Source organism: Methanobrevibacter cuticularis, assembly GCF_001639285.1.
Lineage (GTDB): Archaea > Methanobacteriota > Methanobacteria > Methanobacteriales > Methanobacteriaceae > Methanobaculum > Methanobaculum cuticulare.
Genome location: NZ_LWMW01000106.1, coordinates 1 through 24,980, shown reverse-complemented (window position 1 = coordinate 24,980; position 24,980 = coordinate 1). Strand labels below are relative to the sequence as shown.

Here is a 24,980-nt window from a genome sequence, read left to right as displayed (position 1 = left end):
TATATTTTTTTAATAATAAAATTATTAAAGATTATTTTAGAAATTAAAGATAACAACAACTTATATTTATGAAATAAATTAATATTCCAATAAACCATTGATTAGAATCTTTTCTTTCAGGACTATATATAAAATAATAATCCATAAGGATTATGAGATCCATAACGATTATAATTTTAAAAACTGTATCTAAATTTGAATAACCATATCCAATCAAAAATTCAAAATATTTAAATAAGTATATAAAAGTATTTTATTTAAACAAATACTTAATCATTATTTTATTTTCAATTAAATAAATAAAATTCATTCTTTTTTAGTTAATTTGTCTAAAACTGCTTTTTCCATTATATCAATTGGAGCTTCTACACCAGTCCATATTTTAAAGCTTTCAGCTCCTTGATAAATTAACATTTTAGTTCCTGGAATAGTTTTAGCTCCAGCTTTTTTGGCTTCTTTAAGCAAAGTTGTTTCGATTGGATTATATACTAAATCATTAACAATTAAATCAGAATGCATCATTTCTGATGTGGCTAATGGATATTCATTATTGTTAGGATACATCCCAACGGGAGTTGTATCAATTAAAATATCAGCATCTTTTAATTCTTTTTCAACTGAATCAGTAGTACCATAGTTAAAATGCAGGTTAGGATTAATATTATAATTGTTTTTATCTTCATTCTCAAGAAAATTATCAGTTTTTAACAAATTTTCAGTATCATAAATAAGAGATTTAGCTTTTTTAGCATTACGATTAAGAATAACTAAATCATTAATTCCAGAAATAGCTATTTGGAATGACACTGCTCGAGCTGCTCCTCCTGAACCTAAAATAACAACTTTTTTGTCTTTTAAATCAGTCACTTCTTCAATAGCTTTTATAGCTCCAGGACCATCAGTATTAAAACCCTTAGATTTTCCATCCTTAAATTGAATGGTATTAACTGCACCCATTAAGTTTGCCATTAAATCAAATTCATCTAATTTATTTATAACTTTAATCTTATGAGGAATAGTTACATTGAATCCTACCATATTTAATGCTTCAGCACCAGCTATAGCTTTATTAAGATTCTCTTTTTTAACATTAAAAAGCAAATAAACATAATTTAAGCCTAAATGCTTAAAAGCAGCATTATGCATAAAAGTGGCTAAACTATGTTCTACAGGATTTCCAATTAAACCAATAGCTCTTGTTGTTTGATTAATCAAAATTAACACCTATTCTTAATAATAACTGAATATATCTCAAATTAATAACATATTTCAAATAATATTAACTAACCTTTTCAAATATCTAAATTAATAACATATTTCAAATAATATTAACTAACCTTTTCAAATATCTAAATTAATAACATATTTCAAATAATATTAACTAACCTTTTCAAATATATTTAATTTATTAATAACTTATTTAATAATTTATTAATATATAAATTATACAATAATTAAATAAACTTTACTTAAATAAAAATTAAATAATTTATTAAATCAATTATGAATAATAATTATGATATTATTAATATGAATAATAATTAATTGAATTATAAGTACTTTATTAAATCAATTATCAATAATAATTATGATATTATTTAATTATGATATTATTAATATGAATAATAATTAATTGAATTATAAGTACTTTATTAACTCAATATTTAATCTAATCATATATTTTAATTACTCACTATTAAGTTTTTCCAAGATAAAAAAAACATGATTTTTTAATTAATACTAATATATTGTCCATTAATCAAGAGTTCCTAAGATAAAGCTATGGAGATAATACTATAAATTATTAAGTATAACATTATCCTAACTAATGAAATTGATTCTGGGAAATTAAAAATCAAAAGGAAATGGTCTTTCATATGAACCAAAAAATAAGCATTATAATACCAATATTCAATGTAGAAGACTATATTAAAATCGCATTAGATTCTATAATTAATCAAAGTATTGGAGTAAAGAATCTTGAAGTTATTATAGTAGATGATTGTTCAACTGATAATAGTCCCAATATAATCAAGGATTATACTGAAAAATATGATAATTTTAAATCGATTTATCTAAAATCAAATAGTGGTTTTGCAGGTAAGCCAAGAAATATTGGAATTCAAGAGGCTAGTTGTGATTATATAATGTTTCTAGACCCTGATGATTTTTATGAAAATGATGCCTGTGAGGTTCTATACAATACAATATCAAAAGGAGATATAGATTTAGCTTTTGGAACATATGAGTATATTTTTTCAAATAATCACACGATAGAAGAAAAATACCCCAATTTAAATCATACACCAAAAGAAAAATACCCCAATTTAAATCATACACCAAAAGAAAAATACTTTCCATTAGCTCTTTTAACAGCCATGAAATCAACAAAATTTAAATCATACACCAAAAGAAAAATACCCAATTTAAATCATACACCAAAAGAAAAATACCCCAATTTAAATCATACACCAAAAGAAAAATACGTTAATTCAAGAACTAATATAGACCCAACTATAGAAAACAAACAAGATTCAACTCAAAAAAATAGAAAAAATCTGAAATTGAACAATATAGCAGAAGCTGAATCCTTACTTGCAATTCACCCCTCAATATGGTCTAAGATATTCAGAAAAAAATTCATAATTGAAAACAACATACATTTCCCTGAAAATATACCTCTTCAAGATGAAGTTTTTGTAGTTGAAGCATTATTAAAAGCAAAGGGAATTATATATTTAGATGATTTTATAGTAGCTAACTATGTTTTCAGAGCTAATTCCATTACACATTCATTAAACTCTAACTATTTTAAAGGGTTTATTGAATCTGAAAAATTAATATATCAATTATTTAGAAATCATGGAAAAGAAAGCTATTTTAAGATTCATTGTTCATATACATTAGATTATCTTTTATCTCAATTTTATATTTATGAAAATAATTATAATAATAAAACACATGATAATGAAATTGATATAAAGGATACAAGAAACCATGTGAGAAGATTTCTTGAAAAGTGCGATGAATGCAAATTAATGCCTAAAAATAAAGAAAACATGCACTTATTTAATCAAATTTTAAATAGATGATAGTAAATTATTAAAAATGATTTAAAATAATAATATTGATTATTGAAATTCACGTTTGATTGTTGAATTTCACATAATTATAAAACTTTCAAAAAATAAGGTTTTTTACCATGGATACAAAATATCAAAGAGCTAAAATAATAGTTGAAGAAACAAAACAATTCTACTGCCAATTTTTATTTTCAATAGGATTATTTATATTTATATTGATCAGATTTCAATTTTCCCAATCATTCAACTTAAACCAAACTATTATGAATATTGGTAATGCATCACCTCCTGCTGAGATAGCATTTTTTCAGACTAATACATTTATTTTTCTATATATTGGAACTATATTTTCACTATTTTTAATTTATAAATACATAAAACTCTATAGAATTAAAAGGAAATTCAGAAATACAAAACAAGCTGATAATTTCCTCAAAAAATATATGAAAACCGATGATTTACCCACTATCGAAAAGATTCATGAAAAATTTGATGAAGATAAAAAGAAAGAAAAGAAAAGATTTTACTTCTTAGTGGTACGTGTAGCAATAATAAACATAGTATTATGTATTTTAAGTACTTATTTTCCTCTGTTCAGTTTTTTTGATATAATATTAGCATTTTCCATTATTAATTTAATATATAGACATTTATTCATTTTTCATGCAGATAAAAAGCTATTTAATGACAAATGGGAAAATAAAAAAGTGACAGAATATACGAAGAGTTTTAATGAATTTTGATAAAATAATAATATAATACTTAATTAAAATTTTAATTGATAGAATAAAGAATATAGGAATAAAGAATAATAATATCAAATATATATGAATAAAGATAAATAAATACATCCTAATAAAAATTAGATAAATAATAAGTCTTAATAAAAATTAAAATGAACTTTACATATAAATTAAACTTAATTATGAACTTTACATATAACATATCTGGTGGAATCATTTTGAAAATTACAAAACCTCGAGGAACAAGAGATTTCTTATTTAAAGAGATGAAAGAAAGAAGAAATGCAGAAAATACTTTAAGAGAAGTCTTTGAAAATTATGCTTACCAAGAAATAAAAACACCTATCTTTGAAAATCTATCATTATTCACTACAAAATCTGGAGAAGAAATTGTAGACCAGCTATACAACTTTGAAGATAAATCAAATCGTGAAATAGCTCTTAGACCTGAGTTAACAGCTCCTGTGGCCAGATTATATTTAAATGAAATGCAAAAAACAGCTAAGCCAATTAAATTATACTATTTTGGTAGTTGTTTTAGGTATGAAAGAACACAAAAAGGAAGATTCAGACAATTTTGGCAATTTGGGTGTGAATTAATAGGAGCTAAATCTCCTGAAGGTGAAGCTGAAGTAATAGCTATGGCTGAGGATTCTATTAAAAAATTGGGAATAGAGAATGCTGAAATACATATCAATCATTTAGGAATTATAAGAGGATTGTTTGAACATTTCAATATAGATTCTGAAACTCAGGAAACTATAATGAATCTAATAGATAAAGGAGATAAAAAACTATTTATAGATTCTTTAAAGCTAGGACAAAATCCTTTAATTAAAGATATCTTTCTTCAAGATATATTGATAAAGTTCTTTGATTTAACTGGGAAAGATGAGATTTTAGATGAAATTGAAATTATCATCAATGATTATGAAAAAGCAATAGCTTCATTGAATGAATTCAAAGAATTGTTAAAATATTTAAAAGCTTTTGATGTATCTAACTATAATATTAATCTTGGTGTTGCAAGAGGTCTAGATTATTATACAGGAATAGTATTTGAGATTTATGTTCCTGAACTTGGAGCTCAAAAACAAATAGCTGGAGGAGGTAGCTATAATTTAGTTGAACTATTTGGTGGTGAGGCAATTGAATCTACTGGCTTTGCATTTGGCTTTGATAGATTAATGAATGCTATTAAAGAAACTGATGAAGAACATTCCATGGTTGAAGTATATGTTGCTTGTCCATTATCTAAAGGAAACCACGAAGAGATTATAACAAAATCATTTGAAGTTGGTCAAACATTACGAAGAGCTAATATATCAACTGAAATCGATCTTTCCAGAAAAAAGTTTAAAAAGTTATTGAATATAGCCAATAAATTAAATGTTAAATATTTTATTATCGTTGGAGAGAATGATTTAGAGGAAAATAGTGTTACAATTAAAAATATGGATACTGGAAACCAAGAATTAGTAGCTATTAACAATATTATAACCTATATCAAAAATCAAATTGATAATAATAATAAAAAAAATAAAAATAATTAAAATAAAATACATAATACTACCTAACATAATATATAAAATGAATAACGCCATATAAAATGAATAATAGTACTTAATATTAAATAATAAAAATATATAAAAGAGATCAAATTATGAAAAGCATTGAAGAGATTGGAATCAATTTTAAAATTGAGAAAAACGGTCAAAAATTAGTTACAGCTGTTGTTCAAGATCACAAAACATTAGAAATATTAATGGTAGCTTTTATGAATAAAGAAGCTCTTCAAAAAACAATAGAAACTAAAAACGCTCACTATTGGAGTACCTCAAGAAATAAGCTGTGGCTGAAAGGTGAAAGTTCAGGAAACCTCCAAAATGTAAAAAACATTTATATAGATTGTGATATGGATGCTATAGTATTAAAAATAGAACAAAAGGGAGCAGCATGTCATGAAGGATATTATTCTTGCTTTTTTAGAGAGTTAAATATGGATAAAATCAATGATAATATTACAGATCTGGAAAAACTTGAAAATGATAGCTTAAAACTCATAAGTAAACGATTGTTCAATCCAGATGAAATGTATGGAAAAAAATAAATAACATACCCAGGGCAATAATTTAAGATTATAATTATTTAATAAAACAAACTATAGGGAGATAATAGCTATTAATATGATATCAAATAAATTATCTATAAAACAAAGCCTTCTGATTTTGTAAAAATTCAAATATTCTTATTTAGATACACTCTAAACTATTTTGATACTCTCTAAATTGCAAAATAATAAGGTGTGTATCCAAAAGTCTGAATTTTCATCTTCAATACCATTATTTTTAGATTTTTACTCAGTGTTTTTTATTACTTTTTTTGAATATAATAATATTTATATAATCTGGTAGTTAATTTATTAGTATTTATTATCATTAATTAATAAAATATTTTATTAGAATCTGCATTAAACATAACAGGAAAATTTAGATATTTAAAAAAAGAAAATACTAATTAATATAATATAAAAAATAAATAATAAAAAAACTAAGAATTCAATATTATGGAAAATATTAATAATGAAGATTATAAGGAATATGATAGAAATTAATGATAAAAATAAAAATTATAATAAAAATTATCCTAGAAATTAATGATAAAAATAAAAATTATAATAAAAATTATCCTAGAAATTAATGATAAAAATAAAAATTATAATAAAAATTATCCTAGAAAATAATGATAAAAATAAAATTAATAAACAAATGGGGACAGATAAGTGGAATATTTTGAAGAAAATGATGAAGAAACTGAAAAGTTAAAAAGAATTGTACCTGATACAAGTGCAGTTATAGAAGGAACAATAACTAAAATAATAAATGACATGGAATTAAAGTATCCCGAAATTATAATTCCTGAAGCGGTAGTAGCGGAACTTGAATATCAAACTAATAAACAGCGTATGATTGGTCAAAAAGGACTTGATGAATTAAAGAAACTTCAAAAATTAAATGATAAAGGAATTATAGCTATTAGCTTTGCTGGAAAAAGACCAAACAATTATGAAATTTCATTATCTAAAGCAGGTGAAATAGATTCAATAATTAGAGATGTTGCTAAAAATGAATTAGCTACGCTAATAACATGTGATAGAGTTCAAAGTGAAGTAGCTGAAGCTCAAGGAATACCTGTAATATATATTAAACAAGAATCAGATTCAGAAAAGGCATTAGAAATTGCTAAATACTTTGATGATACAACAATGTCAGTTCATTTAAAAGAAAATGTTGTACCAATGGCTAAAAAAGGAAAACCAGGGTCAATTGAGTTAGTAAAGCTTACTTCAACTCCTATTAGTTATGAATATTTAGAAAAATTAGCTGAAGAAATTATTCAAAAAGCTAATCATGATTTTAAGACTTATCTTGAGGTAGATGAAGAAGGTGCAACTGTAGTCCAATCAAGAGAATATAGGATATCAATAGCTAAACCTCCATTTTCAGAAGGAATGGAAATTACAGCTGTTCGTCCCGTAGCTGAGGTTTCTCTTGAAAACTATGCATTATCTGATAAATTAATGGATAGACTAAGAAATGAAGCAAATGGTATTCTCATATCTGGTTCACCTGGAGCAGGGAAAAGTACTTTTGCCCAGGCAGTAGCTAAATTCTTTTCCGAATGTTTAAACAAAATTGTTAAGACAATGGAATCTCCTAGAGATCTTCAAGTTGGAGATGAAATAACCCAATATGCTCCTCTTGATGGTGACATGGAAAAAACAGCCGATATATTATTACTCGTGAGACCTGATTTTACTATATATGATGAACTTAGAAAAAATCATGATTTTAATATCTTTGCAGATATGCGATTGGCTGGTGTTGGAATGATTGGAGTTGTTCATGCAACTAGACCAATAGATGCCATTCAGAGAATAGCTGCTAGAGTAGAACTTGGAATAATCCCATCTATTGTAGATACCACCATATACATCGAAGATGGAGAAATAAGAGCTATTTATGAGGCTAAATTAACTGTGAAAGTTCCATCTGGTATGCAAGAGGCAGATCTTGCAAGACCAGTTATTGAAGTTCGAGACTTTGAAACAGGAGATTTAAAAAATGAAATATATACCTACGGTGAGCAGACCATTGTAATGGATGTAGATTTAGTTCAAAGCCCCAAAGGAAATGACGGAAAAGCAAAAAAATCTTCAGTGGATAAAATAGCTGAAAAAGAAGTGATTAGAGCTATTAAAAAGTTAGTGCCAAGAGCAACTGTAAAAGCAGAAGTAATATCAAGTGATCGAGTAAAGATTTATGTAAATGAAGAATTCATTCCTAAAATAATCGGTAAAAAAGGAAAAAGAATAGATGATCTTGAAAGAAAAGTAGGAATCAGTATTGGAGTAGAACCCCTTGAAAGTTTCACATCAAACAATAATGAAAAAATTGATCATAAAAAAGGAAATGAATTGTTTGAAGCTTCTTATGAAATATCAAAAAGTCATTTAATATTAGATATTGGATATGAACATATTGGAGAAGAATTTGATGTTATAGTAAATGAGGAATATTTATTCACAGCTACTGTTGGTAAAAAAGGATTAATTCGATTAAAACAAGGACTTGAAATAGTTGATTTTTTATTAGAAGCTATTGATTTAGGCATTCCTCTAATGGTTAAATTAAGATCTAAAAATCATTAAACTTATAAAAAATAAACTAATGATCTTAAAAGGATAAAATAAAAAAAATCCTCTAAAAATACCCATATAAATTAAAAATATTATCCAATAAATGAAAAAATTAAAAACATCAATAAAAACCACCAAAAACAATAAAAATTAAAAATATCAATAAAAACCATCAAAAACAATAAAAATTAAAAATTTATAAAAAAGATTAATCTAAAAGAATATACTGTATATAATATAGAATAATATAGAAAAATTAATTACTAAAAAGATATATCATAGATAATCAAAGATATAAAATTAATCCATTATAAAAATATTCATTAATATCACTATCAAAAATCAATTTAGAAACACATAATCAAATATTAAAGGATAATAGTATGAAACTAGGAGTATCTTCATTATCAGTGTACAAAGAGCATATATCTGAGAATTTGGAATTTATAGAAGGACTAAACATTGATTATTTTGAAATATTAAATGACTATCCTAATAATATAATTGATACTGAGCTATTAAAATCTTATAATCTTAAATATGTTGTCCATTCTCCAATTATAGATTTAAATTTAGCTTCATTAAACCATTCTATCCAAAAAACTTCAATAGCTGAAGTAATGAAATCAATTAACATAGCTAATGAATTAGATAGTGAAATAGTGGTTGTTCATCCAGGTAATATTCCTTTCTTAAGTCGTCCTTTTCAAGAAAAAGCTTTAGTTAAATCTAGAGAATCTCTTAAAATATGTGGAGACTATGGTAAAGATCTTGGAATTACAATAGCTGTTGAAAATATGCCAAAAATAGAGGGATTTCTCTACACAGATATTATTAAATTAAATCAGTTATTAACAGACTTAGATATGTTCATGACTCTTGATATTGGTCATGCAGCAACTGCAGGATTTTTAGAAAATGAAGTTTACTTTGACTCAATTAAACACATACATCTTTCTGATAATTTTCATGATTATGATACACACCTTGCATTAGGTGAAGGAGATATTGATTTTAAAACTACAATTAATACTTTTGAGGATAATAATTATGATGGCATATATACCATTGAAGTAAATGACAAAGATTCTGTTATAAAAAGTATAGAATATCTAAAAAAACATTTATAATAGCTAAAATTTAAAGAAACTTTAATAAATAATTTAAAAACAAAAAATAATTTAAATAGAATTAATAAATTTAAATAGAATTACAATCCAATTCTATTAATAAATTTAAATAGAATTACAATCCAATTCTATTAATAAATTTAAATAGAATTACAATCCACCTTTATTAATAAATTTAAATATTAATAATTATATAAATATACGAGTATATATTAACAAATTTAACATTCAACCGAAGGAATACACATGATTTGGAATGAAAAAGCTGAATGTATGTCTAGAGAAGACATGGCAGAATTACAACTAAAAAAATTGCAAGATGTTGTTAAAAGAGCTTATGAAAATATACCCTATTATCATAAAAAGTATAAGGAATTAAATATTCATCCCAATGATATTCAAAGCCTTGAAGATATTGAAAAGCTTCCTTTTACAACTAAAGATGACTTAAGAGAAGGCTATCCTTTTGGAATGTTTGCAGTTCCTTCTAGAGAAATAATTGAAGTTCATAGCTCTTCTGGTACTACTGGAAAGCCTGTAGTATCTGGATATACTAGAAAAGATATTGATTGCTGGAGTGAATTAGTAGCTAGAGGCCTTACTATGATGGGAATCGATGAAAATGATATCATTCAAAACACACATGGATATGGACTTTTCACCGGAGGATTTGGAGTCCATTATGGATCTCATAAAATAGGGTCAATTGTCATCCCCATATCAACAGGACAAAGTAGAAGACAGATTGAAATAATGAAAGATTTTGGAACTACTGTGGTCATTTTTACTCCTTCTTATGGAATGTATTTGGCTGAACTTGCTAAAGAAGAAGGTTTTGATTCAAAAGATATAAACCTCAAAGCTATTGGTTTTGGAGCTGAGATGTGGACTGAAGAAATGAGACAAGAAATTCAAACGCGGTTTGGAGCCCCCGCATACAATATATATGGTTTAACTGAATTAATGGGTCCTGGAATAGCTGTAGAATGTAGTGCTCAAGATGGACTACATATATCAGAAGATTATGTATATCCTGAAATCATCGACCCAAAAACAGGGAAAACTTTAGAAGAGAATAAAAATGGTGAATTAGTTTTAACTAACCTTGAAAGAGAAGGAATGCCACTTATCAGATTTAGAACTAAGGATATCACTTCTATAAATAGACAATCTTGCCAATGTGGTAGAAATACTGCAAGAATGGAAAGAATCACAGGAAGAACTGATGATATGATTAAAGTTAAAGGAGTAGCTGTTTTTCCATCTCAAATTGAAAAAGCATTACTTAAAGTTAACAATATTGAGCCACATTATCAAATTATTGTAACAAGACCTCATTTAATGGATGAAATAGAGGTTAAAGTAGAAGCCTCCGAAGATCTTTTCTCAGATGAAGTTAAAGAAATGATAAATATAAAGAAAAAAATTGAAGACTACATTGAGAATGAAATCGGCCTCAGAGTGAAAGTGACTCTAGTTGAACCAAAAAGTATTCCTAGAAGTGAAGGAAAAGCTATAAGAGTTATAGATAAAAGAAATCTCCATTAAAATTGAAAAATTCAACAAATTCATAAGACTAATATAAAATTCAGTGCAATAAAAATGTCTTTTGCAAGAATAATATTTTTTATAAAAAAATTTCTATGAGAATAAATTTTCATAATAATATTTTCTATAAGAATAAATTATATGAGAATAATTTTTCATAATAATATTTTATATGAGAATAAATTATATGAGAATAATTTTTCATAATAATATTTTATATGATAATAAATTATATGAGAATAATTTTTTATAATAATATTTTATATGAGAACAAATTATATAAGAATAATATAATGGGGCAATGATATGAAAAGGGATAATATGAAGATAAAACAATTATCAATATTTTTAGAAAACAAAAAAGGAAGATTATGGAAAGCTTTGGATATATTAGACAAAGGAAATATTAATATAAGGGCATTATCAATAGCTGATACATCTGATTTTGGAATTTTGAGAATATTGGTCCAAAATCCTGGAATAGCTAAAGAACTCCTTGAATCTAATAATTTCATTGTTAAAATTATTGATATTATTGGAATAGAATTAGATGATACTCCAGGAGGACTTTCAAGAGTTCTTAAAGTTTTAAATGACAATGATATAAACTTAGAATATATCTATGCATTTACTCATGAAAAGACAGAAAAAGCTATTCTTCTCCTTCAATCAGAAGACCTTGATTTATTAATAAAAACATTAAAAACTAATGATTTAACTATTGTTCCACCAACAGAAGTTTATAATTTATGATTATAAAACAATTAAAAATGAAAAAAGTTTAATTTATCTTCAAAATTTAAGAATTTTTCCAGAAATACTATATTAATTTATATTGGTGTTTATTATGGTTTTAGTAAAATATGATGTGAATTAAACTAATTAGTGGTAAGTTACAACATGAAATAGTTACACAATCATAAAATAAAGGATAAAAATGAAAAAAAAACAGAATATTAAAAAAGATTTCCAAATTTCAACTTAGAAATCAACTTTATAAATTTTAAAGAGAAAAAAATCATGATTTTTGACATGAATTCTCTTTAAAAAACGAAATTACTCAAATACAATATTCATGAATTCAATGAATTATAATAAAAATTTGTTTAAATATTTTCTTTATTGTTTACTAAATTGATCTTTCCCCACTCCACACATTGGACACACCCATTCATCAGGAACATCTTCCCATGCTGTACCTACTTCTACACCATTATCAGGATCTCCATTTTCAGGGTCATATACATATCCACACATTTCACAAACATATTTATCCATTTTTTCACCTCAATATTTTAAATTTAATTCATAATTATGTAATCTAATCAATTGCAATAAACATTCTTTTAGCAGCTCCACATGAAGGACAAACAAACCGTTCAGGAACATCTTCCCAAAGAGTATTAGGTTCAACGTTTTTTCTTGTTTCTCCTTTTTCAGCAGTATAAATATAGCCACAAACTTTACATTTCATTCTTTCGCTCATTAAATCACCTTAAAATTATAATTCAACTTGTATTAATTTGACTAAATAAATAGAAGATTACTATTTAATTATAAATTAATTAATAGAATCTATATCAAATTAAGTTATTTCTATACATATATAATAAAAGCTTATGTTTCTTTAATAATTTATATTTTGTGATTTTATTATCAAATAAAATAAAAATTCATAAAAACATGAGAGAAAAAAAATAGATGAAAATATCCAGAAAGATTATTTAGCCAATATCACAGGAATATCAAAAGTTTGAATAACTCTATCAGTTACACTTCCCACCATCAATTTTTCTAACTTATTTCTTCCATGAGTACTAATGACAATTGAGTCTACATTAGCTTTTTTAGCTATTGTTTTCATATCTCTAAGAGGATCTCCAGTAATTAATTGCTCTGTAACTTCAATTCCTGCCTTAAATCCTTTTTTAGCTATTTTTTCTAGAATTTCATTGCCCTCATCTTCTAATTTCTCATAAGGAAACATAGTTTTCTCATCAATTACATGGACAGCTGTAATTTTAGAATTAAATTTTTTAGCTATTTCAATAGCTAGTTCTACAGCCTTATCAGAATACTTAGATCCATCAGAAGGAACCATAATATTTTCAAACATAATTTTCACCTATTAATACTACAAAACATATTATTTAAATATCAAACAAACCCTAAATAATCCAATTAATCAGTAATCTAAACAAATCATAAATAATCCAATTATTCAGTAATCTACCTACAATCAATATATCTTAATAATTTTTAATTTTAAACAAATCATATCATGGTTTACTGATTAATAATTACTCATTTACTTTTCTTAAATGATCCCCAATTACAAAAATATCATCATTTATATGTAGTAATGGTTTAGCTTTTTCAACATCCAAAATACCCTCTTTAATCATATCACTTCTGAGAGAAATATCAAAAATTTCAGCTATTATAAGTTTCTGATCGCCAGTTTTCTCTATACTAACTGCACCACATTCAAAATTAGCTATTGCTTCTTCAATAATTGGCAAATTAATAGATTTACCTGGTTCTTCACTTAGTCCAGCCATTTCAAGTTCATTTTCATCAGATGGGACCTCTTTAGCCATTTCCCATACCTCATTAATTATAGATTCAGTAGCTATACTTAGAGTGAATCCCTCTGTTTTTTCAATATTTTTCACAGTATCATGGTTTGGTGATGAAGAAATAGCTATTAAAGGAGGATCTAATGAAACAGGCATTACAAAAGAAAATGGAGCTGCATTAATATTTCCATTGTCATCTTTACTTGTAACTACAACTGTAGGTCTTGGTGCTAATATTTTATGGAATTCTTCTACTGGAAAATCTATATTTTTCATTATCTTACCTTCCTCAATGTTGATATTTATATATTTCTATATTTTTCATTATTTTACCTTCTTCAACATTGATATTTCATATATTCTATTAAATAAGAATAATCAAGTTATTTTACTTCTAGAAATTATATTGATTAATAATAAATATAATCGAAATTTAAAATATTCATAAATAGAATACTAAATATTTAGAATAATAAAGCACTTAAAACACTAAAAACTTTAGAACAATAAAGCACTTAAAACACTAAAAACTTTAGAACAATAAAGCACTTAAAACACTAAAAACTTTAGAACAATAAAGCACTTAAAACACTAAAAATTTTCACACAAATATTCAGCATTACATAAAGTTACAAATTTATCAACAATATTCAATGGATTATCCACATCAATTATTTTTCCTTCTTCTATTAGAATAGCTGTTTTGGACAATTCTTTTATGAAATCAATATTATGAGATACCATAATAATAGTAGTTCCAAACTCTTTATTTATACTTTTAATAGAGTTAGCTACAATTCTAAGGGTTATTGGATCTAAATCACCGAAAGGTTCATCTAATAAAAGAATTTCAGGTTTTGATGCTAAAGCTAAAGCCAACATAGCTCGAACTTTCTGTCCTCCTGATAATTCATAAGATTTTCTATTTAACACATCTAGCGAAAGATTTAATGCATTAAATAGTGGTTTAATTTCTTCCTTAACTGCTTTTTCAGGGAACCTTGGAAATAGATCTTCCAATATATCAGGAAGAAGACCAATCTTTTCAAGCCTAGATTTAGCTTCTGCTTCAGGTAAGTCAGTGAGTTGATATAAAGCATCTAAAAGTTCATCTCCTAATTCTAACTCTTTAGCTTTTTTTCTTGCTTCATCAACAACATATTGATTTTTAAACCCTAATTTAACAGCTAGTTGATCCCTAATAGTTGCATAATGAGAAAGAGCGAATTCTTGATGCATAATTCCCATTTTTCTTCTGATTTTCATCCTATTTACACTAGCTTCACTGATATCTACAAAAATATCTTCATTAGAATCTGTATCTGCATTTAATTTAAATAAAACTTTTCCATTGTCGGGGTGTTCTAATCCCCCTATTATTCGAAGAAGAATGGTTTTACCTGCCCCACTAGGACCAACAATACTTAAAATGTCTCTTTTTTTGATATCAAAATTAATATCATTCATTTCAAGAACTTCTCCACCTTTAATAAGATAGAATCTCTTTTCAATATCTTGAATCCGAACCACAGTTTCTTCATCAATTATAGGATCAATAGCTACTTGTGGGTCTAATCCTTTTAAGAAATCTTCAGATATACTTTTAACATTTCCTTCTTCTTTGATTTCTCCATTCTCAATTAAAATTAAACGATCTGCTAAGAATTTATGAACCTCTGGCAAATGGGAAACTAAGATAACTGTGACCCCTAGTTCTTTATTGATTCTTTTTATTGAATCTAATATTTCTTGTTTAGTTTTTGGACATGCCATTGTAGCAGGTTCATCTAATAAAAGGACTTTTGGTTTTTTAGCTAATTGACGAGCCATTATAAGTCTTTGTTTCTCTCCACCACTAAGAACTGGTGCAAAATGATCCTGTTTGTCCTCAAGACCAACTAGTTTTAAGATATTTTTAGCTTCATCACCAAATTGATCATATGCATAATCAAAGTCAGTCATAGCTTCATCACCATATTTAGCCCCAAATAGCTTCCTAATAACATTATCAAAAGCTGTTTCTGGCCATAAGCCAAAAGATCTTTGTAAGTGAATAGCTGTAGCCTTTTTCAATTTAGTGAAGTAATATTGACTAGAGTCAAAAGACACTTCAATATCATCCAATGTGATTTTACCAGAATCAAATGATTCAACCCCACGTAGTATTCTAAGAAGTGATGTTTTTCCAGATCCACTGACACCAATGATTCCTAATATTTCTCCCTCATTAACACTTAAGTTTATATTTTTTAAGGCAGAAATTTCCTCTCCATTATCTAATTTGTAAGTTTTAGTAAGATTTTCTATTTTAATCATCAAAATCACTTAATAGTAGTTTATAGTAAATATAAATCATTTTTTTATTATATAATTAATTAGAATTAATAATAATCAATTATTAGCTAATATAACTTATTGTAATCTAGTATAATATATGAAAATCAATTATAATATTATATAATCAATCATAACCCATCAAAACATTATATAATCAATCATAACCCATCATAACATTATATAATCAATCATAACCCATCAAAACATTATATAATTTTATATAATTTATCAGGACACTATATAATCAATCATAATCCATCATCACATTATATAATTTTATATAATTTATCAGGACACTATATAATCAATTAGAATATATTATAGTCTTGCATAATATATTATAATCTTATATAATCTATTACATACGGACATTAATTAAATTTCAGCTATGAAAATAGCTATTATATATAAATATTGTACTCATTTTATTATTAATAATTATATTTTTAAGATTATTTAATAGTATCTAAAAAAATAAAATTTATTCAAATAATCAAGAATAAATTAGTAAATAAAATTTATTCAAATAATCAAGAATAAATTAGTAAATAAAATTTATTCAAATAATCAAGAATAAATTAGTAAATAAAATTTATTCAAATAATCAAGAATAAATTAGTAAATATTTAATATTATAAAAGAAATATTAAATAATAATGAATAAAAATAGAGGAATAATCATAGGAAGAATGCAACCTGTTCATAATGGTCATATTCAAGTGATTAAAAAAACATTTGAAGAAGTAGATGAGCTTATAATTGGTATTGGGAGTGCTCAATTAAGTCATACAGAGACAGACCCTTTTACTGCAGGTGAAAGAATAATCATGCTTACAAAAGCCTTAGCTGAAAATGACATTCACTCAGATAGCTATTACATAATACCAATAGTGGATCTCTTAATGAATTCTGTCTGGGCATCTCATGTGAAAATGTTAACTCCTCCCTTTAAAAAAGTATTTAGTGGTAATCCATTGGTTCAAAGATTATTTACTGAAGAAAATTATCTTGTTTCCATTCCCCCATTATTTGATAGAAATCAATTATCTGGCACTGAAATTAGAAGAAGAATGATAATGAATGAAAAATGGGAACACCTAGTTCCAAAATCTACAGCAAAAATCATTAATGAAATAAATGGAATTGGAAGGCTTAAACAAGTTGCAAAAAAAGAACTTATTATAAAATGATTACTTAAATTCTAAAACTAGAGATAATTAAGAGATTACTTAATAGAATTGAAAATCTAATGAAAATATATCCTTAAAACACATATAATTATAATATAAATTAAGATAACAAGATTAATTCTAAAAAAAATTATATATATAACAGATAGTATAATAAATATAACAATTATTATAACAAATAAAAATATAATAAAAATATAATAAAATATAATATAAAAATATTAATAAAAATTAAACCATGCAAAAATTAGTATATAATTAAAAAATCACTAGAGGAATAAAAATGATTGTAAAAATTATTGAAAAGGATGATGAATACTACAGTATTGGAGATCTAGTTAATTCTATAAAGAAAAGTAAAAAAGTTGATAAATCAGGAGCTATTTTCACTTTTGAAGGTATTGTTCGAGGAGAAGAAGAAGATCTAGAAGTAAATAAATTAATATTAACAACTCCTAATAAGGAAAAAACTCAAAAAGAACTTGAAACCATTGCAGAAAGTGTAAAAATCAAATTTGGAGTTTTTGAAATAGCTATTATCCACTATGTTGGAGAATTTTATACTGGAGACACATTATTCATGGTGGCTGTTCTTGGACCTCATAGAAATGAAACACTTGATGCTCTAAAAGACACCATAGAACGAACTAAATTCGATTTAGAATTTAAAAAAGAAGAAATCTCTAATACAGGAACAAAAATAATCATGGCTGGAGGCTAAATAAACACAAGACTAGAATTATTAAACAATGCAAAAAGAACTATATAACTAATTACAAAAGAATCTAGAAGATAATTAAAAAAAAGAATCTAAAAAATAAAAAAAATCTAAAAAATAATTAAAATAAAAAAATCTAAAAAATAATTAAAATAAAAAAAAAGTCAAGGAAAATAATTAGATAAAAAGAAAAGAATATTAGCTTATGAAAAAATTAAAAATAAAATGAAGCTATTATTCTTTTCCAACAATTATTTCTGTTGATTTAATAATAGCTGCAACATCATCCCCAGTTGTTAGTCCTAAACTTTCAGCTGACTCTTTTGTAATTAAAGCTGTGATTATCCCTGGTTCTTCTACCTTTATTTTGATACTTGCCATTACAGCACCTATTTCTACATTTTCAACTTTTCCTTTTAATTGATTTCTTGCACTAAGTTTCATCAAAAATTCCTCCATTTTAAAAATTTTATTAAACAATTAAAGTAATTTATATGTTTTATTATAATTAAGTATTAATAATAAATTGCATAATTTGTTAAAATTCTTTTTCAATTGTACTATAAATTTCTTAGTTATATCTTCATTTCACTAATACAATATACTTATTTCTAAATAATAATACAAAACACTTATTTCTAAATAATAATACAAAACACTTATTTCTAAATAATAATACAAAACAATTATTTCTAAATAATAATACAAAATACTTATTTCTAAATTATAATACAAAATATTTATTTCTAAATTATAATTTTTATTAATTATTATTTATAATTATTAATTTATGAATTATACTATATAAACATTCTTATTTTTTGCTAAAAATAAAAAATAGTCCTTAATTACCGATAATAGCTATTTTCATATCGATTACTTAAATTTTTACATATCGATGATTTTGTTCAAAATTTGATTTTATATTAAATGATTAAAAACAGCACAATATATATAATATAATAAATACAAAAATAAAAATATGAATAAAATAGAATTTAATAGTCTTGGAATAATTTATTCTCCATTTAAAGAATTAGAAGGAATGCCTATTCAACCAATTGGAGCGAAAGGGATTAAAGGAGAAATCCATTTAAATAAAGATTTAATTGAGGGTTTAAAAGACCTTGAAGAATTTTCTCATTTGACTTTAGTTTATTATCTCCATGAAGTTAAGAGCCATTCACTTAGAGTTAAGCCTTTTTTAGACAATACACATCATGGAATTTTTGCAACTAGATCACCAAAGCGACCCAATCCCATTGGCATATCAGTTGTTGAATTAAATTCAATTAAAGATAATATCATTCATATTTCTAATGTAGATATTCTTAATGGAACTCCAGTCTTAGACATAAAACCATATGTTCCTCAGTTATATGAAGAAACATGCAAAGATCTTAAAATTGGGTGGTTTGAAGAAAAACACAAAGATGCCAAGAATAAAAAATCAGACAATAGATTTCTAGAAAGCTAAGGATTTAAACCAAAAAACATGAAAAAACAAAAATAGCTATTTACTAGCCAATATGATATTTACTAGCCAATATAATATTTACTAGCCAATATAATAAAAGAAATAGTAAAAAAAGTAATAAAAATTATAATAATAAAAAAAAAGAGGTTTTAAGTAAGTCCTCTTTTCCTTAACAATACACCAGCAGCTAAAACAATACCAATAGCAACTAAACCAACAATAGTTTTAATTAAATTATCAATATTATTATCATTGGATTCTTCTTCTTTAGTCACTTCATATATTTTTTCTCCTGATGGGCTTCCTCCACCATCCCTTCCTCCACTAGCTGAAGCTTGAGTTAAACCTGCACTAGCTCTTGGAGTTCCATCATTGTTAGGTTCTTTTTGAGGAGTTTCAGTGGATTCTGGTAGTTTATCAGTGTTTGAGTTATCTTGATTTTCATTAGAGTTATCTTTATCATCTGTATTAGTTCCATCTTTAGAACCAGAATCTTCACCACCAATTACTCCAGTTTCATTTCCATTTCCTATTCCATCTCCAGTACCATTTCCATCTCCTGTACCGTTACCAGTACCATTTCCATCTCCAGTGCCGTTACCAGTACCATTTCCTGTTCCATTTCCATCTCCTGTGCCGTTGCCTGGTCCATTGTTAGAACCATCACCAGAGCCATCGCCACCATTGTTGTTATTGTTGGCTTCTTCAAGAGCTTTATCAATAGCTGCTTGTATCTGTTCTGGAGTTAGGGTTATGCTCCATAAATCACGGTAAATGCTAGAATTAATAATGTTATTTTGACCTCTGTTAGCAAATACATAATTTGTGAAGTTAACAATAGCTATACCATTAACTGTTGTCACAGTACTAGATAAATATCCATTTAATGTGAATGTAACATTGTTAGTCACTATTTCATTTGTAACGATTTTTTCTTCTGATCCATCCATGTAGTATAATTCTAGTCTAAATAGTCCAAGATCATCAACACTTACTAATCGTGATTTTATCCAAGGAGCTACTAATCCGAGTCTCTGACAGAAATATGGCCATGTACTGCTTCCATACCAGTTGTATCCTGGAACTGGAGTGGATTTAGATTGTAATTGTACTTCAAAATGATTGTTAACAATTGTGTTGAATTTAATATCTTCTGAAAGATCTTCTTTACCAGTATATGTATCTTGGAATCTTATTCCTGCATAGTTTCCAGTTATGAAATTTCTAGACATATTAAGATTAGTAACTTCTTGATAGATAAGAATTCCAAATTTAGTTGAAAGACCTGGATTTGAAAGGTCTAAACCATTTATAATATTTTCATAAATTTTTAAACCACTTACATTATTAGGTATATTAATTCCAGCACCATTAGCAAGTAGATTATTGTAAGATATTTCAATATTCTCTGGGATATTAATTAAATTAATTCCGAATTGACAGTTTGCGATTGTATTATTTAATATTTTAATATTAGATGCATTATCTATTTCTATTCCTGTTCCTGTTGTTGTAATGTTAAATCCACTAATAAGTATATTTGTTCCATTTACTTTAAATGTAGTTCCAGTTCCAGTAAATCTTGCACCTTCACTAATAAGGTTAATTGATTTATTAAGAATCAAGTTAAGATTTTTATAAATCCCTTTAAAGTAAAGTGTACCACCTAGAGGAGTGTTGTCTATTAGCTCTTGAATTTGTGTAGTATTCCAGACTGTTGGAACATATTTAGGCCCAAATTCATTTTCCTCACTTGGTTTAGCTAATGCATTTAAACGACTACTGTTTGTTGCACTGTTAAAATCACTGTCACTAGTTCCATCAAAACTAACTTGTATTGTGAAATTACCAATAGTTGATATTGTATATTCTAAAATAGCTATTCCATCAGCATTTGTCTGTCTCATAACTGATATTCCATTAATAGTGAATATTATCCATTTTCCCGGGATTCCAGTTCCTTTTGAAGTTTTTAATTTAGCAGTTATATTGATGGTTTCATTTTCAATTCCAGTAAAGTTAGAACCTATTTCAATGAAAGCATCTCCTTTACCAATGGTAGTGAAATCTATTCTTGCATCTTCAAATTCAACATAATAAGCTCCATTAGCTAATACTTCAACTTCACCATCTTTTCCATAGGTTTCATATGGATTTCCATTATTATCAACAATAACTTTAAAGTTAGCTAATTCACTGACACCAGTACTATCACCAGTACTATTTAAAACAGTTTTAACAAGAATAACATCCCCAATACCAGTAGCACCATTTGATCAAGTGTTATGTTATAATGGTTATTCATAGTAGGAGTGTTTGAAAATTTTGTAGCATTTATTGTATTTGAACCCCACCAATTATAGTCAATATTACCAGTTGCCAGTGCAGAGAAAGTAAGAAGTTTATCAGAACTCAAAATACTGTTATAATTAATAGTAATATTTTCAATATTATTAGCAGAAATATCTATACCATGAGTTCTACCTATTATATTATTTCCTTTAATCAAAGCATCTTTAACTGTATTTGCATTTAAATAAATTCCTTTAGTAGTACTTTCAATAGTATTATTAAAAATAACTAAATTTTTTAATATATCAGTAGCTGTTTTTTGAAAATTAAAATTAATACCATTATTTGAAGATTTTATTCTATTATTTGATATATTAACTAATCCATTATCTCCATAAATATATTTGGTAAAATCAAAGAGAATTCCATATCCATTTTTAGTTTCAATAGTATTATTAAATATATTAAAGTCATTCCAGCTTATATTATTCTGATTAACATAAATACGCATTCCATTACCAGCATTAAATGCATTAATATAATTATTATTTATAATAATGTTCTCATAATATGAATTATCACCACTAGTATAAAGATACACCACATTATTAGTAGCTGCAGTAGCAGTAGAATATGAAAATATAATATTATTTTCAATAGTTAAGTTAATTAATTTACCATTTTGTCTTATTGTAAGTACACCATTTTGAACTGTACTATTAATTGTATTATTAGTAATATTGACATTACTGACATCCGATGATATCGATGCAACATTTATTCCAGTCAAATGATTATTATAAATTGTGACATTATTAATATGGCCAGAGCCACTATCAAATTGAACTCTGCTAGCAGTATTGTTATATATAAAAACATCTTCTAAAAAGCTAGGACCCAATGCATAAATAAGATTTGCAGTAGATGAGTTTAGTTGTGTGAAATTATTATTTTCCATGCGTAAATTTTTTACTCCGCCGGATCCAGTAGACAAAAATCTTCCTGAAATATATCCAGTATTATTTTCTAAAGTTAAATTAGTAGTATAAGGACTTATAAAGAAAATAGCATGATCAGTAATATTAATTTTATTATTATTAAATGTAAAATTATTAAAAACTTGTAATGGAATATTTGCCGTATATGGAAAATTACCATTAGTTCCAAAATTAATTGTACTGTAAAAAGTATTATTGTTAAATATTATACCATCAATAACATTTGATACACCATGAAGACCATTCATTATATTGTTAGATAATTGAAAATTCTTTAAAGTTGAATTAGAAACTAATATAATACTCTTAGTTCCCGCAACATTTCCTGTGGCAGTTCTTAGAGTGTTTATATTATTATCTTCAATTAGGAGATTTGTTATATTTGCATCTGAGGATTCCAATCTTGAAGATATATTAATTCCTACAACATTACCTCCTGAAATAAGTGTATTTCCAATAATTTTTATATTTGTTGCATTAAGCATATAATTCAAATTAATAATAGTAGCTGTTGAACTTCCTGTCAGTTCATTATCATTAAATTGAAGATTATCAATGTTTGCAGCTGATAAATAAAAAGGAGTTCCACTTTCAGTGGTTAAAAAATTATTATTTAGGGATACATTTTTAACATAAGCATTAGTATCAGAATAAATTCCACCTTTATTTGAAGATTCTAAAATATTATAATTAATTGTTATATTTTCCATATAGCTATCACCACTTAATGAGGTGATATTAAATATAATTCCTTCATACTTTGTATCAATGAAATTTGATTCAATTATTATATTATTTAAAAAAGCATCTCCTGAATTATTAGTAATATCAATAATAATTCCTGTGGTGTCGTTTGTTGGGCTATTAAATAAAGGATCTTTGGTAGAGGTTATTCTATTATTTTTAATGGTCAAATAACTAGCACTTGAGTTAATAGCTACTTTGTAATCTATTATATTTAATCCTTGAATTGTAACATAAGCTGATTTAACATTAAACAATGTATTTAATCCATCGCCGCGTATATTAACAACATCACTACCCTTATTTTTTATTGTTAAGTTTCGAGTTATATTGATTTCTTTTAGTGAATAATTTCCTGCTTTTAGTTCGATAACATCATCGCCAGAATTATCAATATATCCTTGAATATCAGTCGATGTACTTGTCTGATTAAAATCATATGCTGAAGCTCCAGTTATACAGAGCATAAACGATAAAATAATAAACGAGATTAATATTATTTTTGAAAACTTTATTTTATAAAACTTCATAAGTTCAATTTCCATAGGTTCGATTTATATAAAAATAATGTAAAAGTTAATTTTTTTAGAGGATAATGTGAAATACATTCTAAATCCAAACATCTGAAGATTTTTTAATTATAAATAAAAAAAGAGGTTAATAAAACACCATTAACTAAATTAAGTCTTGGTGTAAAAAACCTCAAAATTATTTTAAGTTTTTAATTCTGTATTGAAACATTCAATAGATTGTTATTGAATCTGTTATCATTCAGAATATTAGTTTCCCATGTATCAGGATCAGATAACTGATATAGTACAACTCCATATCGATTGTCAGAAATTGCATTACCTGTAACTGTGACATTGGTTAATACAGTAGGTGTTCCATTGTGCATTGTGTCATTTTCAACTAATCTAATACCTACACTTTCATTATTAAGTCCAGAAAAGATATTGCTAGAAATTTCTATATTAGTTGAAGATCGTTCTACATTAATAGCTACTCCAGTATAATTGGTAAAGTTATTTCCAACTATTACAACTTGGTCAACACCTCCACCGAAGTAAACACCTTCTTCACCCCCATTTAGGAAGTTGTTGTTGGTTATTTGTATATTGTAGGTACTTGCACCAAGAACCCCTCGCCCAGCAGCTAATGATACTGCATCACGAGTATAACCATCGATAGTATTAGTATCTATTACAAGATTTGTAGTATCTACAACATGGATAACATCTCTTGTTCCATCATCACTAACATTAAATACATTGTTTGTGACAGTAGCTCCATCTACAGTACTGAATGAAATAGCTTATTAATATAGATTTTATAGAGTAAGATTAAATAAAAGGCTTAAGATTGAATTAAGAAGATAAAATACTTTTTAATAATTTTGTTGAAAAATATAAATAAATTAATATTTAAATTGTCATGACACT

At 25.8% G+C, this 24,980-nt stretch carries 23 protein-coding genes and 1 pseudogene; 13 read left to right on the top strand and 11 right to left on the bottom strand.

Annotated features, from left to right (window positions below; all coding sequences use genetic code 11):
* Positions 1-306: 306 nt before the first annotated feature.
* A complete protein-coding gene (locus MBCUT_RS06245; protein ID WP_067259825.1) occupies positions 307-1,215 on the bottom strand; it encodes a shikimate dehydrogenase in 909 nt (302 codons plus the stop codon).
* 662 nt (positions 1,216-1,877) lie between these two features.
* Between MBCUT_RS06245 and MBCUT_RS06240 the strand changes: the two genes are divergently transcribed.
* The 8 genes from MBCUT_RS06240 to MBCUT_RS06205 all read left to right on the top strand — a co-directional run bounded on the left by MBCUT_RS06240 (position 1,878) and on the right by MBCUT_RS06205 (position 11,956).
* On the top strand, positions 1,878-3,092 hold the full coding sequence (locus MBCUT_RS06240) for a glycosyltransferase family 2 protein (RefSeq protein ID WP_067259824.1): 1,215 nt from the start codon (positions 1,878-1,880) through the stop codon (positions 3,090-3,092).
* 110 nt (positions 3,093-3,202) lie between these two features.
* Complete coding sequence (locus MBCUT_RS06235) at positions 3,203-3,826, top strand: 2TM domain-containing protein (protein ID WP_067259823.1); 624 nt, start codon at positions 3,203-3,205, stop codon at positions 3,824-3,826.
* A gap of 218 nt (positions 3,827-4,044) precedes the next feature.
* The gene (gene hisS / locus MBCUT_RS06230; RefSeq protein WP_067259822.1) at positions 4,045-5,379 is read left to right on the top strand and encodes a histidine--tRNA ligase; all 1,335 of its coding nucleotides are present in this window, start codon (positions 4,045-4,047) and stop codon (positions 5,377-5,379) included.
* Positions 5,380-5,507: 128 nt separating this feature from the next.
* Positions 5,508-5,936 (top strand): phosphoribosyl-AMP cyclohydrolase, encoded by a 429-nt coding sequence (gene hisI, locus MBCUT_RS06225; RefSeq protein WP_067259827.1) that lies wholly within the window; start codon positions 5,508-5,510, stop codon positions 5,934-5,936.
* Positions 5,937-6,608: 672 nt separating this feature from the next.
* The gene (locus tag MBCUT_RS06220) at positions 6,609-8,537 is read left to right on the top strand and encodes a PINc/VapC family ATPase (protein WP_067259821.1); all 1,929 of its coding nucleotides are present in this window, start codon (positions 6,609-6,611) and stop codon (positions 8,535-8,537) included.
* A gap of 371 nt (positions 8,538-8,908) precedes the next feature.
* Entirely contained in the window at positions 8,909-9,655 is a 747-nt protein-coding gene (locus tag MBCUT_RS06215; RefSeq protein ID WP_067259820.1) for a sugar phosphate isomerase/epimerase family protein, read from the top strand.
* Positions 9,656-9,901: 246 nt separating this feature from the next.
* Positions 9,902-11,203 (top strand): phenylacetate--CoA ligase family protein, encoded by a 1,302-nt coding sequence (locus tag MBCUT_RS06210; protein ID WP_067259819.1) that lies wholly within the window; start codon positions 9,902-9,904, stop codon positions 11,201-11,203.
* A 306-nt stretch (positions 11,204-11,509) separates the two neighbouring features.
* Positions 11,510-11,956 carry an ACT domain-containing protein gene (locus MBCUT_RS06205; protein ID WP_245634960.1) on the top strand — a complete coding sequence of 149 codons (447 nt, stop codon included), beginning with the start codon at positions 11,510-11,512 and terminating at the stop codon, positions 11,954-11,956.
* Positions 11,957-12,322: 366 nt separating this feature from the next.
* Here MBCUT_RS06205 and rd read toward each other — a convergent pair whose 3' ends face one another.
* The 5 genes from rd to MBCUT_RS06180 form a co-directional block, all read right to left on the bottom strand.
* The gene (gene rd / locus MBCUT_RS06200) at positions 12,323-12,481 is read right to left on the bottom strand and encodes a rubredoxin (protein ID WP_067259818.1); all 159 of its coding nucleotides are present in this window, start codon (positions 12,479-12,481) and stop codon (positions 12,323-12,325) included.
* A gap of 43 nt (positions 12,482-12,524) precedes the next feature.
* Positions 12,525-12,689 carry a rubredoxin gene (locus MBCUT_RS06195; RefSeq protein WP_067259817.1) on the bottom strand — a complete coding sequence of 55 codons (165 nt, stop codon included), beginning with the start codon at positions 12,687-12,689 and terminating at the stop codon, positions 12,525-12,527.
* A gap of 234 nt (positions 12,690-12,923) precedes the next feature.
* The gene (locus MBCUT_RS06190) at positions 12,924-13,319 is read right to left on the bottom strand and encodes a universal stress protein (protein ID WP_067259816.1); all 396 of its coding nucleotides are present in this window, start codon (positions 13,317-13,319) and stop codon (positions 12,924-12,926) included.
* Between the two features lie 184 nt (positions 13,320-13,503).
* Positions 13,504-14,058: a flavin reductase family protein gene (locus MBCUT_RS06185; RefSeq protein ID WP_067259815.1), complete on the bottom strand. Its 555-nt coding sequence runs from the start codon at positions 14,056-14,058 to the stop codon at positions 13,504-13,506.
* Between the two features lie 315 nt (positions 14,059-14,373).
* Positions 14,374-16,098, bottom strand: coding sequence for an ATP-binding cassette domain-containing protein (locus tag MBCUT_RS06180; protein WP_067259814.1), 1,725 nt, complete (start codon positions 16,096-16,098; stop codon positions 14,374-14,376).
* A 677-nt stretch (positions 16,099-16,775) separates the two neighbouring features.
* Here MBCUT_RS06180 and MBCUT_RS06175 point away from each other — a divergent pair.
* Positions 16,776-17,309 carry a nicotinamide-nucleotide adenylyltransferase gene (locus tag MBCUT_RS06175; protein ID WP_067259813.1) on the top strand — a complete coding sequence of 178 codons (534 nt, stop codon included), beginning with the start codon at positions 16,776-16,778 and terminating at the stop codon, positions 17,307-17,309.
* A gap of 283 nt (positions 17,310-17,592) precedes the next feature.
* The gene (locus MBCUT_RS06170; protein ID WP_067259812.1) at positions 17,593-18,030 is read left to right on the top strand and encodes a molybdenum cofactor biosynthesis protein MoaE; all 438 of its coding nucleotides are present in this window, start codon (positions 17,593-17,595) and stop codon (positions 18,028-18,030) included.
* Between the two features lie 231 nt (positions 18,031-18,261).
* Here the strand turns inward: MBCUT_RS06170 and MBCUT_RS06165 are convergent, their stop codons facing one another.
* Positions 18,262-18,471, bottom strand: a complete 210-nt coding sequence (locus tag MBCUT_RS06165; RefSeq protein ID WP_067259811.1) for a TOBE domain-containing protein — start codon at positions 18,469-18,471, stop codon at positions 18,262-18,264.
* Positions 18,472-19,009: 538 nt separating this feature from the next.
* Between MBCUT_RS06165 and tsaA the strand changes: the two genes are divergently transcribed.
* On the top strand, positions 19,010-19,504 hold the full coding sequence (gene tsaA, locus MBCUT_RS06160) for a tRNA (N6-threonylcarbamoyladenosine(37)-N6)-methyltransferase TrmO (protein WP_067259810.1): 495 nt from the start codon (positions 19,010-19,012) through the stop codon (positions 19,502-19,504).
* 149 nt (positions 19,505-19,653) lie between these two features.
* On the opposite strand, the gene MBCUT_RS06155 is transcribed toward tsaA, so the two are convergent.
* The gene (locus tag MBCUT_RS06155; RefSeq protein ID WP_067259809.1) at positions 19,654-21,411 is read right to left on the bottom strand and encodes a right-handed parallel beta-helix repeat-containing protein; all 1,758 of its coding nucleotides are present in this window, start codon (positions 21,409-21,411) and stop codon (positions 19,654-19,656) included.
* Between the two features lie 19 nt (positions 21,412-21,430).
* On the opposite strand from MBCUT_RS06155, the gene MBCUT_RS10895 reads away from it, so the two are divergent.
* A complete protein-coding gene (locus MBCUT_RS10895; RefSeq protein ID WP_157082514.1) occupies positions 21,431-21,601 on the top strand; it encodes a hypothetical protein in 171 nt (56 codons plus the stop codon).
* A gap of 127 nt (positions 21,602-21,728) precedes the next feature.
* Here MBCUT_RS10895 and MBCUT_RS06150 read toward each other — a convergent pair whose 3' ends face one another.
* A complete protein-coding gene (locus tag MBCUT_RS06150; protein WP_067259808.1) occupies positions 21,729-24,005 on the bottom strand; it encodes a hypothetical protein in 2,277 nt (758 codons plus the stop codon).
* 254 nt (positions 24,006-24,259) lie between these two features.
* Complete coding sequence (locus MBCUT_RS11555; protein WP_245634959.1) at positions 24,260-24,436, bottom strand: hypothetical protein; 177 nt, start codon at positions 24,434-24,436, stop codon at positions 24,260-24,262.
* On the opposite strand from MBCUT_RS11555, the gene MBCUT_RS11745 reads away from it, so the two are divergent.
* Positions 24,429-24,554 carry a hypothetical protein gene (locus MBCUT_RS11745; RefSeq protein ID WP_281177949.1) on the top strand — a complete coding sequence of 42 codons (126 nt, stop codon included), beginning with the start codon at positions 24,429-24,431 and terminating at the stop codon, positions 24,552-24,554. The two genes, MBCUT_RS11555 and MBCUT_RS11745, sit on opposite strands and share 8 nt — an antisense overlap.
* Here MBCUT_RS11745 and MBCUT_RS11835 read toward each other — a convergent pair.
* A pseudogene (locus tag MBCUT_RS11835) lies at positions 24,548-24,850 on the bottom strand (right-handed parallel beta-helix repeat-containing protein); the annotation flags it as partial. The gene MBCUT_RS11745 and the pseudogene MBCUT_RS11835 overlap by 7 nt on opposite strands.
* Positions 24,851-24,980: the final 130 nt, after the last annotated feature.